The 13650-nt window shown below is 62.6% G+C and carries 9 protein-coding genes and 2 tRNA genes; 4 read left to right on the top strand and 7 right to left on the bottom strand.

Annotated features, from left to right (window positions below; genetic code table 11):
* Positions 1–171 precede the first annotated feature (171 nt).
* The gene (locus CAF70_RS10865) at positions 172–2082 is read left to right on the top strand and encodes a potassium transporter Kup (RefSeq protein WP_085622780.1); all 1911 of its coding nucleotides are present in this window, start codon (positions 172–174) and stop codon (positions 2080–2082) included.
* A gap of 177 nt (positions 2083–2259) precedes the next feature.
* On the opposite strand, the gene CAF70_RS10875 is transcribed toward CAF70_RS10865, so the two are convergent.
* From CAF70_RS10875 to CAF70_RS10890, 4 genes are all read right to left on the bottom strand, one after another.
* Positions 2260–3552 (bottom strand): virulence factor family protein, encoded by a 1293-nt coding sequence (locus tag CAF70_RS10875; RefSeq protein WP_085622782.1) that lies wholly within the window; start codon positions 3550–3552, stop codon positions 2260–2262.
* Positions 3552–6194, bottom strand: coding sequence for a bifunctional lysylphosphatidylglycerol flippase/synthetase MprF (gene mprF / locus CAF70_RS10880; protein WP_085622784.1), 2643 nt, complete (start codon positions 6192–6194; stop codon positions 3552–3554). The genes CAF70_RS10875 and mprF overlap by 1 nt, the downstream gene beginning before the upstream one ends.
* A 259-nt stretch (positions 6195–6453) precedes the next feature.
* Positions 6454–6530, bottom strand: a tRNA-Met gene (locus CAF70_RS10885).
* A 134-nt stretch (positions 6531–6664) separates the two neighbouring features.
* Positions 6665–6741 (bottom strand) — tRNA-Met (locus tag CAF70_RS10890).
* A gap of 221 nt (positions 6742–6962) precedes the next feature.
* Here CAF70_RS10890 and dinB point away from each other — a divergent pair.
* Entirely contained in the window at positions 6963–8021 is a 1059-nt protein-coding gene (dinB, locus tag CAF70_RS10895) for a DNA polymerase IV (protein WP_178076377.1), read from the top strand.
* A gap of 156 nt (positions 8022–8177) precedes the next feature.
* Here dinB and CAF70_RS10900 read toward each other — a convergent pair whose 3' ends face one another.
* The 3 genes from CAF70_RS10900 to CAF70_RS10910 form a co-directional block, all read right to left on the bottom strand.
* Positions 8178–9131: a hypothetical protein gene (locus CAF70_RS10900; RefSeq protein WP_085622788.1), complete on the bottom strand. Its 954-nt coding sequence runs from the start codon at positions 9129–9131 to the stop codon at positions 8178–8180.
* Positions 9132–9151: 20 nt separating this feature from the next.
* On the bottom strand, positions 9152–10867 hold the full coding sequence (locus tag CAF70_RS10905) for a proline--tRNA ligase (protein ID WP_085622790.1): 1716 nt from the start codon (positions 10865–10867) through the stop codon (positions 9152–9154).
* A 160-nt stretch (positions 10868–11027) separates the two neighbouring features.
* A complete protein-coding gene (locus CAF70_RS10910) occupies positions 11028–12293 on the bottom strand; it encodes an OprD family porin (RefSeq protein WP_085622792.1) in 1266 nt (421 codons plus the stop codon).
* Between the two features lie 692 nt (positions 12294–12985).
* On the opposite strand from CAF70_RS10910, the gene CAF70_RS10915 reads away from it, so the two are divergent.
* Entirely contained in the window at positions 12986–13405 is a 420-nt protein-coding gene (locus CAF70_RS10915) for an HIT domain-containing protein (protein ID WP_085622794.1), read from the top strand.
* Between the two features lies 1 nt (position 13406).
* On the top strand, positions 13407–13613 hold the full coding sequence (locus CAF70_RS10920; protein ID WP_063913024.1) for a SlyX family protein: 207 nt from the start codon (positions 13407–13409) through the stop codon (positions 13611–13613).
* Positions 13614–13650 lie beyond the last annotated feature (37 nt).

Raw genomic sequence — 13650 nt, forward strand, 5'->3', positions numbered from 1 at the left:
TTGGCGCCTCTGATCAAAAAGTGCGCAATTCTAGCGAGCGCGGGATCGCTTGACCAGCAGAAATGCGACGAACGCTGCGCTATGCTTCGCGCCATTGCGTCGGGGGTATCGGTATCACTTGGCGCATGGGTAATTCTACTGGCCTTGCAAGGCCGTCTGCGGGAGTGGTCGATGGTTCAGGCAAGCAGTCACGCCGAGGGCGGGCACGAGGGGAAGCAGGGCGCGACGCGGTCGCTGAGCCTGCTCGTAGCGGCAGTCGGGGTTGTTTATGGCGATATCGGTACCAGTCCGTTGTATACCCTCAGGGAAGTCTTCAGTGGCGGGTACGGGGTACCGGTCAACCATGACGGCGTGCTGGGGATCCTGTCGCTGATCCTGTGGTCGTTGCTGTGGGTGGTGTCGTTCAAGTACGTGATGTTCATCCTGCGTGCCGACAACCAGGGCGAGGGTGGCACCATGGCGTTGACTGCGCTGGCACGGCGGGCCACGGCGGCCTATCCGAGGTTGCGTACGCTGATGGTGGTGTGCGGGTTGATCGGCGCTTCGCTGTTCTATGGCGACAGCATGATCACCCCGGCGGTTTCGGTGCTGTCGGCGGTAGAGGGCATGGGCCTGGCGTTCGAGGGTATCGACCACTGGGTGGTGCCGATTTCGCTGGTGATACTGGTGGCGTTGTTCCTGGTGCAGAAGCACGGCACCGACAAGATCGGCAAGCTGTTCGGCCCGATCATGGTCACCTGGTTTGTGGCGCTGGGCTCGCTGGGGGTGTATGGCATCTCGCAGAGCCCGGAAGTGCTCAAGGCATTCAACCCGGTCTGGGCAGTGAACTTTTTCGTGGTTCACCCCGGCATGGGTGTCGCCATTCTCGGTGCGGTGGTGCTGGCACTGACCGGTGCCGAGGCGTTGTACGCCGACATGGGCCACTTTGGCCGCAAGCCGATCGCCCGGGCCTGGTTTGCCCTGGTGCTGCCGGGGCTGGTGCTCAACTACTTTGGCCAAGGCGCGTTACTGCTGCAAGACCCAGAGGCGGCACGTAACCCGTTCTACCTGCTGGCGCCGGGCTGGGCGCTGCTGCCGATGGTCGGCTTGGCTACCATGGCCACGGTGATCGCTTCGCAGGCGGTGATCTCGGGGGCGTTCTCCCTGACCCGCCAGGCCATTCAGCTGGGCTACATTCCCCGGATGCAGATCCAGCATACCTCCAGCGACGAACAGGGGCAGATCTACATCGGCGCAATCAACTGGTCGCTGATGGTCGGCGTGGTACTGCTGGTGGTCGGTTTCGAGTCGTCCGGAGCCCTTGCGGCGGCCTACGGCGTGGCGGTGACCGGTACCATGCTGATGACCACCATCCTGGTCTCGGCGGTGATGCTGCTGCTGTGGAAGTGGCCACCGGTGCTGGCAGTGCCGATCCTGCTGGGCTTCCTGTTCGTCGACGGGCTGTTCTTTGCCGCCAACGTGCCGAAGATCGCCCAGGGCGGTGCCTTCCCGGTATTGGCAGGGGGCGTGCTGTACCTGTTGATGAGCACCTGGAAGCGCGGCAAGCAAATCCTGATGGAGCGTATCGACGAAGGCGCGCTGCCACTGCAGCTGTTCATCAGCAGCATACGCATTCAGCCGCCGCACCGGGTCGAAGGCACGGCGGTGTTCCTCACGGCGCGCTCCGATGCGGTGCCCCATGCGCTGTTGCACAACATGTTGCATAACCAGGTGCTGCACAGTCAGGTCGTGCTGTTGACGGTTGTCAGTGAGGACCGGCCACGGGTACCGGAGCAGGAGCGTTTTGAAGTGGAGGCTTATGGCGACGGGTTCTTCCGCGTGTTGCTGCACTTTGGCTTCATGGACGAACCGGATGTGCCGGCGGCGCTGAAGCTTTGCCACCTGGAAGAGCTGGACTTCAGCCCGATGCGCACCACCTACTTCCTCAGCCGCGAGACCGTGATCGCCTCACGGCTGGAGGGGATGTCGCGCTGGCGGGGCAACCTGTTCGCGTTCCTGCTGAAAAATGCCAACGGCAACTTGCGCTTTTTCAACCTGCCGCTGAACCGGGTGATCGAGCTAGGGACCCAGGTCGAGATCTGAGGGACAATACAGATTTCAAGGCAGTACCCGCCCCATGTGGGAGCGGGCGTGCCCGCGAAGCCGGCAACTCGGTGTAGGGCACCGGCTTCGCCGGTGTTCGCGGGCATGCCCGCTCCCACATGGCCCGTATAGCTTTCAAGGCTTGCGCTGTACCCGCGAATGGGCCGCAAGGTCTAATCAGTTCTGCTCAGCCACACTCGACTTGCCCTGGCGCGTCTCGATCTCGCCGATCAGGCGCTTGGCCAGTGCCGGGTAGTTTTCGTCGAAGTGGTGCCCACCTGGCAGTTTCAGGCGTTCACCCACCGCAGTCTTGTCGGTGCAACCGCTTTCGTCGGCCTCTTCCACGCCATACACGCACACCACCTTGGACGCCGGCAGCCTGGCCATTTCCGGCCCGGTTGGCGCTTCCTGGCCTTCCTTGCCCAGCCAGCCCTCGACTTCGATCTCGAAGCTGCCGCTGCGGGCAAAGGCCAACAGCATCACCGCGTCGATCCGCTGCTGGTCCTCGGCCGGCAGGCGGTTGTAAATCGCCGGCAGCACGTCGGCACCAAACGAATAGCCGGTCAGCACGAAGCGCTTGGTGCCCCACTTCTGCCGGTAGTGCTGCATCAGCTCGGACAGGTCGGTGGCGCTTTGTTCCGGGGTCTTGTGTTGCCAGTAGTAGCGCAGCGTGTCGATGCCCACCACCGGGTAGCCCAGCTTGGCCATTTCCCCGGCCACGTCGCGGTCCAGGTCACGCCAGCCACCATCTCCGGAAAGGAACAGGGTAACCGTGTCGGTGGTCTGCCCGGCTGGCACCTCGACCACCGGGATGGCCAGTGCGTTGCCGTCGTGGCCGACCAGGGCCTGCGTCAGTTGGGCCTTGAGCACTTGTGGCAGGTGGATGTCGTAGTCGCTGATACTGGTTTCGGCATTGGCCTGGTCGCGTACGAAGGCAGCGCTGGCGTCATCCGGGTTGTCGTTCCAGGCGACATTCCAGTGGCCATGGGCCGCAGATTTTGGCAGCGGGACCTGGCAGCCAGGTTGTTCCAGGCTGAAGTCCACGGAAATCGCCCGCGCCTTGTCGTTGTTCTGGTTGGCCAGCCAGCGCCAGGCCTGGGCGGCGCCAGGGCCGATACCGGCGACCAGCGTCGGCTTCTCCGACAGCTGGCCCAAGGCCTGGTCCATGGCCTGTTGCTGCTTGCTGCAGTCGTTGGGCGGCAGGATCACCTGCACCAGTTGCGCTTCACCGGCCTGGGCCAGGTCCAGCAGCTGCCTGTCGGTCAGTGCCTGGTCCTGGGGCACACCGATGGCCACCCGGGCCTTGGGGTGCACGCCTGGGGTCACGCGGGTGATGCGGGTGTCATTGAGGCTCAGTTGTTCCAGGTGTGCCTCGGGAGCCGGGCGCGTCCACAGCCAGAATGCCAGCGCACCTCCCAGGGTGGCCAACAGCAGAGGAACCAGCAGGTACAGCCAAAAGCGTCGGGTCATCAACGTTTCACCAATCCAGTCAGGCCGCCTGCGATCAGGGCGGCGGTGTCGGCCAGTGCCACCAGCGGGTCGAGCCCGGCCGGCACGGCCATGTAGCGGGGTTCCCAGTCCGGTTGGAATTTGTCCTTGAAGCGTCGAAGCCCCTGGAAGTTGTACAGTTGCTCGCCACGGCGGAACACCATCGAGCCCAGGCGTTGGGTCAAGGGCGCGCCACGCCGCGGTTGCAGGCCGGACAGCGGCACCATGCCCAGGCTGAAGCGGGCGTAGTCATGGTTTTTGTAGTGCAGGATCAGGCCGATCATCATGAATTCCATGGTCAGCTTCGGGGCCTCGGGGTGCGCACGCATCAGGTCGAGGCTGGCCAGTTCGTGGCCATGGGTTTCCAGCAGGTTGGCGAAAGCCACCGGGCGGCCCTGGAAGCGGATCAGGGCAATACGGAAGTGCTGCAGGTATTCAGGGCTGAAGCGCCCCAGCGAGAAGCCTTTCTCGCGCACGTTCTTGCCGCCGAGCCAGGCATCGGAAATTTCCTTCAGTTCTGTCAGCGGGGCATGGCCGGGTTCGTGGATTTCCAGGCTCAACCCGTCACGCCCACCACGGTTCCAGGTGTAGCGCAGGTCCTTCATCTCCTTGCCCTTGGCTTCGAGGTCGAAGCGGCGCAAGTCGACCCGGGCTTCTTCGCCCAGCTTCAGCGCGGTCAGGCCGATGTCCATGTAGAACGGCAGGTTCTCGGCGCGCACCTGGTAGAACACCGGGCGGGCATGGTGCAGGTCGCACAGGTCGCGGAACTGCCAGATCATCTCGGCACGCTCCTGGGCCGGGCCGATCGGGTCGTACAGGGCCACCAGGCTGCGGCCGCGACGGGCATACATGAGGAAGGCGTTGTCGCGAGGATGGAACAGCAATGCCTTGTCGCCGGTCAGGGCCAGGCCGCCATCGGGCTGGTCGGACGCCAGCAGTATGCGGTTGGCACGTTGCAGCTCTTCTTCGTCAGGCAGGTGGATCACCGGCGGTGCCGTGCGCAGCAGCCAGGTCAGGGCCACGGCCGCCAGCAGCAAGGCGCTGCCCATGGCGGCGCGCAGGCCACGCGGGGCGTCGGCATCGAGAGTGAACTGCCACCACAGCTGATGGCTGTAGGGCACATCCTGATAGGCGAACAACAATAGCCAGACCGATGCACCGACCACACAGGCACTGGCCACCAGAAATACTGGCGAGAACGGCAATTCGAGCAAGCGGCTTGGGCGGTAGAAGGAACGGCGGAACAGAGCGAGCAGGGCGGCAGTGAGGGTCAGCAGGCAGGCCTCTTCCCAATCGAAGCCCTTGAGCAGCGACAGCAGGGCGCCGACCAGCAACAGCACGGTAGTCAGCAGCCAGGCGGCGGACAGGCGCCGACGCAGGCCTTGGGCCAGCAGCAGGCAAAGCACGCCGATCAGGCTGGCGCCAAAGTGCGAGGCATCGATCAGACGGTGCGGCACCAGAAAGCCCATGTGTTCCAGGCGCGTATCGATCTCGGGCGTGGCCCCGGAGAACAGCAGCACCACCCCGGACAGGAACACCAGGATCGACAGGATCGGCGCGGCCAGCCCGGAAGCGGCCTTGATCGCCTGTTGCGCGAACAGCAGGCGCCGGGCTTCGTTGGCCAGCAGCAACACGCAGGCCAGCAGCAGCGGCAGCACCACGTAGATCAGCCGATACAGCAGCAGTGCCGCTGCCAATGGCGCCGCGCCGAGCTGGTCGGCAAAAGCCGCCAGCAGGATCGCTTCGAACACCCCGACGCCACCCGGTACATGGCTGAGCACACCTGCGGCCAAGGCCAGCAGGTACACCAGGACAAACGCACCGAAAGGTGGTGCTTCGGGCAACAGCAGGTACAGCACCGTGGCGGCAGCGGCGACATCCAGTGCGGTGATCAGCAATTGCAGGGCGGCCAGGCGTGCGCCCGGCAGGCGCAGTGTGCGGCGGCCCAGTTGTACCAGCAGGTTATTGGCCAGTGGTTGTTCAGCCAGGCGCCGGCGGTACAAGCCGAACACCAGCATGCTGCAAGCCAGCAGTACGGCTGTGGCGATACCGGCCAGCAAGCCAGGGGCCAAACCCAGTGCAGCCGAGGCTGCCGGCAGGTCGCTCAAGGTCGCCAAAGCCGCCAGTGGCGGCAGCGCGCAGCCCAGTGACAGGCTGGCAAAAACGGTCATCCGTGCCACTTCACCTGCGCCCACCCCCTGTCGTGCATACAGGCGATAGCGCACAGAGCCGCCCGAAAGCATCGACAGGCCGATGGCGTTGCCGATGGCAAAGGCGCTGAAGCCGCCCAGCACCAGGCTGCGCGTCGGCAGTTTCACACCGGCATAGCGGCTGGCCGACCATTCGTAACCCAGCAGGATCACGAAACCGAGCACGGTTGCCAGCAAGGCGCCGAGTAGCGACTGTGTCGGCACGCTGAGCATGGCATCGTGCAAGGCATAGATGTCCAACTCGCTCAGCAGGTGGCGGCAGGCGATCAGGGCCATGGTGAACAACACCAGCGTCACTACCAGGCCAATGGGCTGGCGATAGCGGCTCAAGCGTTCGAGCAAGGGCAGGCGTTGCACGGCACCGGGCAGCGCCGAGGCGAGCGGCACCGGCGGTTCGGGGTTGTGCGAAGTCATGGATTGCCCCCGGCATGTAGCGCGAGGTGAGGGGAAGGTGCGGCCAAGTGAAAGTCCCTTAGGAAAACGTATCCAATGTTACTCCGGCCTCGGGCACTTTCAGCGGCCTGGCAGGGTTAAAGATAGTTCATCCTGGGCACGACCTCTCAAGCCTGCGGGTTGGCTGGAGGGCGGGGGGATTGGGAGCGACGAAAAGCAGGAGGGAAAAGCAACAAACCCCGCGCTGCTGTTACACAGGCGGGGTTCGTTCTGACGAATATGGTTGCGGGAGCCGGATTTGAACCGACGACCTTCGGGTTATGAGCCCGACGAGCTACCAGGCTGCTCCATCCCGCGTCAGTGGGGCGCATTCTACAGCTTTCAGAATGAGCGTCAAGCGCTACTTGTTGATTTTTTTAATATTTCTACAAGAGCATTATTTGACGCAAAAGAAAAAGGCCACTGTGTGAACAGTGGCCTTTTCTCGAATCTGGTTGCGGGAGCCGGATTTGAACCGACGACCTTCGGGTTATGAGCCCGACGAGCTACCAGGCTGCTCCATCCCGCGCCTGTGAGATCGAATTCTACGGATTTACCGGTGGGTGTCAAGCTTTTTCCTGAAAAAACCTTTCCTGTTCAAACTCTTAGCGCTTGAATATGGCCCGCAGCTCAGGCGCGACGGGGCTTTCAGGCCGATTATCGAGCAATGCCGCGTACAGGCTGCAGCCTCCCGAGGGGGCATGCGATACTATCTGTATGAATTTACAGTGCTGACGGTCATCCATGTCCTTGCGCAAGATCATCCACGTCGACTGCGATTGCTTCTATGCCGCGATCGAAATGCGTGACGACCCGCGCCTGGCCGGGCGGCCCATGGCGGTGGGCGGCTCGCCGGACCAGCGTGGGGTGATCGCCACTTGCAACTATGAAGCGCGTGCCTACGGCGTGCGTTCGGCCATGTCGTCGCGGCACGCACTGAAGCTGTGTCCGGACCTGCTGATCGTCAAGCCGCGCTTCGAGGCCTACCGTGAGGCCTCGCGGGAAATCCACGCGATCTTTCGCGATTACACCGAGCTGATCGAGCCGCTGTCGCTGGACGAGGCCTACCTGGATGTGAGCGACAGCCAATGGTACTCGGGCAGCGCCACGCGCATTGCCGAGGATATCCGCCGGCGCGTCGCGCGCACCCTGCATATCACCGTGTCGGCCGGTGTGGCGCCGAACAAGTTCCTGGCCAAGATCGCCAGTGACTGGCGCAAGCCCAATGGCCTGTTCGTGATTACCCCGGGCGAAGTGGAGGCGTTCATCGCTGCGCTGCCGGTGGCCAGGTTACACGGGGTGGGCAAGGTAACGGCAGACAAACTGGCGCGGCTGGGTATCGAAACCTGCCTGGATCTGCGTGAATGGTCGCGTCTGGCGCTGGTGCGCGAGTTCGGCAGTTTTGGCGAGCGGTTGTGGGGGCTGGCGCGGGGTATCGATGAGCGCGCGGTACACAATGACAGCCGCCGGCAATCGGTCAGCGTGGAAAACACCTACGACACCGACCTGCCGGACCTGGCCAGTTGCCTTGCACGGCTGCCCGAACTGCTGGAAAGCCTGAACGAGCGTATCGCCCGCATGGACAGTAGTTACCGGCCGGACAAACCCTTCGTCAAGGTCAAGTTCCATGATTTCAGCCAGACCACCCTGGAGCAGGCGGGGGCGGGCAGGGACCTGGAGAGTTATCGGCAGTTGCTGGGGCAGGCGTTTGCCCGTGGAGGCAAGCCGGTGCGCTTGCTGGGGGTAGGCGTGAGGTTGCGCGACTTGCGCGGGGCGCATGAGCAGCTGGAGCTGTTTCCGCCTGAATAAGGAGAGCAGCTTCACGTGGCCCTTGTAGGAGCGGCCTTGTGTCGCGATGGGCTGCGAAGCAGACCCGGCAATTCATGCATTAAAGCTGAACTCCTGGGGCTGCTTCGCAGCCCATCGCGACACAAGGCCGCTCCTACAAGGGCTGCGTGATGCTGGTTATTGCGCGCCTGGATCAGCCACCAACCGGCCAGTGGCCTTGGTCAGCGACTGCAGAAACTCCTGCTGCAGCTCCGGGTCGTTGCGGGTCAGTTCGATCAGGCTCTGTTCCATTTCACTGGCTTCCTCTTCCAGGCCCAGTTCGGACAAGCGCTTGACCCGGTGTACCCATTGGCCGACATCGTCATCTTCGAGGTCATCGAAGATCAGTTCATGGGCTTCGAGCAGCTTGTTGCGCAAAGTAGCGCTGACCAGCAGGCTGGCATCGCCACGTACCGCGTTGTCCTCGTCCAGCACCTGCAGGTGCAGGGTGCCGATGTGGTTGAGGTTCTGCTCGGAGAACGGGCTGTCGAGCAGGTTCAGGCGCAGCACACCGTTCCTGTCGGTGGTCAGCTCGTGGGTCATCCTGCCGGCCTTGACCTCGACCAGGCGTTCGCTCCAGGGCACGCTGGTAGATTCTTCGCGCTTGCCTTTCTGCACTTCGCTGATCCCGGCCAGGTTCTGCTGGGCACGGCCGTTGGACGGCACGTTCATGAACGGGTTGAGCCCGTCCACACCGTAGCTGAGCCAGTCGTGGGTGATGCTTTCCGGCAGGTTGCCCAAGGCGAAGACGTTGACCACGTTGGCACCGACGCCCGCTACCACCGCCACTGCACCCAGCGGGATCTCGTAAATCTCCCGCCATGGCTGGTAAGGCGTGTAGCGGTCATAGCTGCGGGTGACTTCGAACTCGGTGACTTCGAAGCGCTTCTGCTCATGCACCCGCACACGTCGCTGCGGAAGCTCCATCACCTTCGGCTCGCCGACATCGATCTGCAGGGTGTGCTCGAGCAATTTGCGCTCGATGCGCTCCTCATGGTCGCTGCGTTGGGACATCTGGTTGGCGCAGCCGCTGACGAGCAGGGCACCGCACAGTGCGGCGCCCCCCAGGGGAAAGGTACTTCGCTTGAACATGATCACTCGTGCATTGGTTATCAGCGGCGAACGCGGGCCTGCAGGAAGGTCAGCACTTCATTGAGCGGCAACGGCTGGGCGTCCTGCTCGGTGCGGTGCTTGTACTCCAGGTTGCCTTCGGCCAGGCCGCGATCGCTGACGACGATGCGGTGCGGGATACCGATCAGCTCCATGTCGGCAAACTTGATGCCAGGGCTGGTTTTCTTGTCGCGGTCGTCCAGCAGCACTTCGTAGCCGGCGGCCGTCAGCTCGGCGTACAGCTTGTCGGTTGCCTCGCGAACCACGTCGGTCTCGTAGCGCAGCGGTACCAGGGCGATCTGGAACGGGGCCAGGGCGTCGTTCCAGATGATGCCCTTGTCGTCGTAGCTCTGCTCGATGGCAGCGGCGACCACACGGGACACACCGATGCCGTAGCAGCCCATGGCCAGGGTTACCGGCTTGCCGTTCTCGCCCAGTACCTGGCACTTCAGCGCCTCGCTGTACTTGGTGCCGAGCTGGAAGATGTGGCCCACTTCGATGCCGCGCTTGATCACCAGGGTACCCTGGCCGTCCGGGCTCGGGTCACCTTCGACCACGTTACGCAGGTCGGCGACCTGTGGAACCGGCAGGTCGCGCTCCCAGTTCACGCCGAAATAGTGCTTGTCGTCGATGTTGGCGCCAATGCCGAAGTCGCTCATCAGGGCAACCGAACGGTCGATCACGATTTCCAGCGGCAGGTTCAGCGGGCCGAGCGAACCGGCGCCGGCACCAATGGCCTCACGCAGTTCGGCGTCAGTGGCCATGACCAGCGGGTCGGCAACCTGTTCCAGCTTGGCTGCCTTGATTTCGTTCAGCTCGTGGTCGCCACGGACGATCAGGGCAACCAGCTTGCCTTCCTCGGCGCCGCGCACGATCAGGGTCTTGACGGTCTTCTCGATCGGCAGGCCGAAGTTTTCCACCAGCTGGGCGATGGTCTTGGCGTTCGGCGTGTCGACCAGGCGCAGCTCCTCGGTAGGGGCCGGGCGCACGGTTTCACGCGGGATGGCCTCGGCCTTCTCGATGTTGGCGGCGTAGTCGGAGCTGTCGCTGAAGATCACGTCGTCTTCGCCGGACTCGGCCAGTACGTGGAACTCGTGCGAGTAACTGCCACCGATGGAGCCGGTGTCGGCCTGCACCGGGCGGAAGTCCAGGCCCAGGCGGGTGAAGATATTGCTGTACGCCTGGTGCATGCGGTCGTAGGTTTCCTGCAGGGAAGCCTGGTCGGCATGGAACGAGTAGGCGTCCTTCATGATGAACTCGCGGCCGCGCATCAGGCCGAAGCGCGGGCGGATCTCGTCACGGAACTTGGTCTGGATCTGGTACATGTTGAGCGGCAGCTGTTTATAGCTGGACAGCTCGTTGCGGGCCAGGTCGGTGATGACTTCTTCGTGGGTCGGGCCGACACAGAAGTCGCGCTGGTGGCGGTCCTTCAGGCGCAGCAGCTCGGGGCCGTACTGCTCCCAGCGGCCGGATTCCTGCCACAGTTCGGCGGGCTGGATGCTGGGCATCAGCACTTCCAGGGCGCCGGCGGCGTTCATTTCCTCACGCACCACGGCCTCGACCTTGCGCATCACCCGCAAGCCCATCGGCAGCCAGGTGTACAGGCCGGAGGCCAGTTTGCGGATCATGCCGGCACGCAGCATGAGCTGATGGCTGATGACCACTGCGTCGGCAGGGGTTTCTTTCTGGGTGGCGAGCAAATATTGACTGGTGCGCATGGTGAGCCGTGTCGATTGCCTAAGACATTGAAATGACCCCGCATTGTACGGGGGCGAAACGAAGGCGTACAGGATGCCCCAGGGCGTGACGCTTGTCAGCCAAGAAAAAGCCCGGCGTGATCGCCGGGCTTTTTCAGGTGCGGGGCACTGCAAGCCAGGCTTACAGGATGCTCAGCGGGTACTCCACGATCAGGCGCAGTTCGTCGATCGATGGGGAATCGTAGTAGGTGCCATCGGAAGAACGGTAGGTAGCCTGACGTACGCGGAAGCTCAGGTCTTTCGCCGGGCCGCTCTGCAGCACGTACTTGATATCCACGTCGCGTTCCCATTCCTTGCCGTTGCTGGTGCTGGCGACGTTGGCGTCGGTACCGCGGACATAACGGGTCATGAAGGTCAGGCCCGGGATGCCGTATTCGGCAAAGTTCAGGTCGTAGCGAGCCTGCCAGGATTTCTCGTCTTCGGCGTTGAAGTCGGAACGGGCCACGGAGTTGGCCAGGAAGATGGTGCCGCCACCGTCGATACCATAGCCATAGTCGCCGTCGCCGGTGACTTTCTGGTAGGCCAGGGTGAAGGTGTGAGCGCCGATGTTGTAAGCGCCCGACAGGCTGAACGCGCGGTTGTCCAGCTTGTCGCCATCGAACGCGCGGTACTCGGCCGAGCCTTCGCTCTTGGTGTCATAAATGTTGAAGTCGAACACCAGGCCTTGCTTGTCGGAGATCGGCAGTGCCCAGTTGACGTTGGCGTAGTACTTGCGCCAGTAGTCTTCAACCTTCGAGTAGTACAGGCTGGTGCTGAGGTTGTCGGTGAAGGCGTAGGTACCACCGACCACGTTGGCTTCCTTCAGGTGGAAGCTGTCGCGGTCGGTCTGCTCCTGGGCGGTCAGGCTGGTGAAGTGACCAGCGTGCAGGGTCAGGCCCTCGATCTCGTTGCTGGTGATCAGGGTGCCCTGGGCGATTTCCGGCAGCAGGCGGCTGTCGTCGGTGGCGAAGACCGGCAGTGCGGTGAACTGGTCACCCACTTTCAGCACGGTGTCGGAGATGCGGAACTTGACCGCGCCGCCGCCCTTGGAGTAGTCATCCTGCGAACGGCCGTCGGAGCCGGTCGGGAACAGGCCGGTACCGGCGCGGCCCTTGCCGCTGTCCAGTTTCAGGCCGAGCATGCCGATGGCATCGACACCCACACCCACGGTGCCCTGGGTGAAGCCGGACTCGAAGGTACCGAGGAAGCCCAGGCCGGTTTCTTCGCGACGGCTCTGGCCGCCTTCGTTGTTACGGAAGTCACGGCTGAAGTACAGCATACGGGTCTTGACGTTCAGCTTGCTGTCTTCGATGAAACCTTTGGACTCGTCCTGGGAAGAGGCCACTGCCAACTGCGAGGTCCCTGCCGCAACGGCCAGGGCGATCATGCTCCACTTCATCACGCGCATCGTGATTTGCTCCTTTGGTTTTTAGGAAGAGTACCGCTGCGTCCAAGTCTTTTAGTTATATGGTGCAGCTCTTTCTTGTTATGTCGGCGAAAATGTATAGCACGCTGACTGTTGTTGGCGATATGGGTATAAACATCCTTTGCGGAACTTTTTCACCCTGTCGCTTTCAGGTATTTCCATGTCGCAAATCACGCCCCGGTTTAAGGGCCGTACAACGCCAGCGCTGTTCCTGCCACCGTAATCAACCTGTAACTACCGATTCCGGCGGGTGGAACTCCCTGGTAACCAATGCCGCTGTTGTTATTTGTCGCGTACACCTGCCACTGCAGATGTCGTGCCGACTTGGCGTGAAAGGAATGCAACAAGCGTGCTCAAAATTCGCAACGCTTCATGAAATTTTCACAAAACCCGCTACCGGGGGTCGGAAAGTGCCGTAAACACGGGGCGGGAGCGACCTGGCCATGTATTGCTGACGAGAATCATTAAAAATTGGAAAGCTGTCATGAAAGTCAATGTGTTACCGCAACTTGTTCATGCAGCGTCACTTGTGGGGTGGCAAGTGTGGTGAGAGGTGTGCCGGCGGCCTCATTTTGGTGCGAAAAGTAGCGCTGTGTTACCGGGAGCGTGCAAGGTATCCTTGCAGGCCTGTTTTCCGCGTGAAGCGGGTTGGTTCTGCCTGAAGGAGATTTGCCGTGTTCGTCCTCGATTCGCGTTTGCAGCAGGATTCGCTGGTGCTGGGGGAATTTGCGCTGTGCCAGTTGCTGCTGAGCAAGGATGCCAACTATCCATGGTTCATCCTGGTGCCCAAACGCGCCGGCATCAGCGAACTGTTCGAACTCGATGCTGCTGCGCAGCAGCAGTTGTGGCAGGAAACCACCCGCCTGGCCGAAGCGCTGAAAGCCAGTTACGGCGCCGACAAGATGAACGTGGCGACCCTGGGCAATGTGGTAAGCCAGTTGCACATGCACGTGATCGTGCGCCAGCGCGACGACGCCGCCTGGCCGGCACCGGTGTGGGGCAAGTGCCCGGCGCTGGCCTACACCGACGATCAGGTGCAAGCTATTCGCCAGCGCCTGCGCGGGCTGCAGCTCGCCGGTTACCAGGAGGCCTGACATGTCGCTTGAATTGCGCGTGGTCGAACTGGAAACCCGCCAGGCGTTCCAGGATGACACCATCCAGGCGCTGAATGATGTGGTGGTCGAGCAGGGGCGAGTGATCGAACGGCTGCAGTTGCAGATGGCCGAGCTGATCAAGCGTTACGAAGAGATGGTTGGCCAGTACGGCAGCGAAGGGGACGAGGCGCCGCCGCCTCATTATTGATCCTTGTGTGGGCGGGCACGCTCGCTCCCACACAAGG

The organism is Pseudomonas sp. B19(2017), from assembly GCF_002113165.1.
GTDB lineage: Bacteria > Pseudomonadota > Gammaproteobacteria > Pseudomonadales > Pseudomonadaceae > Aquipseudomonas.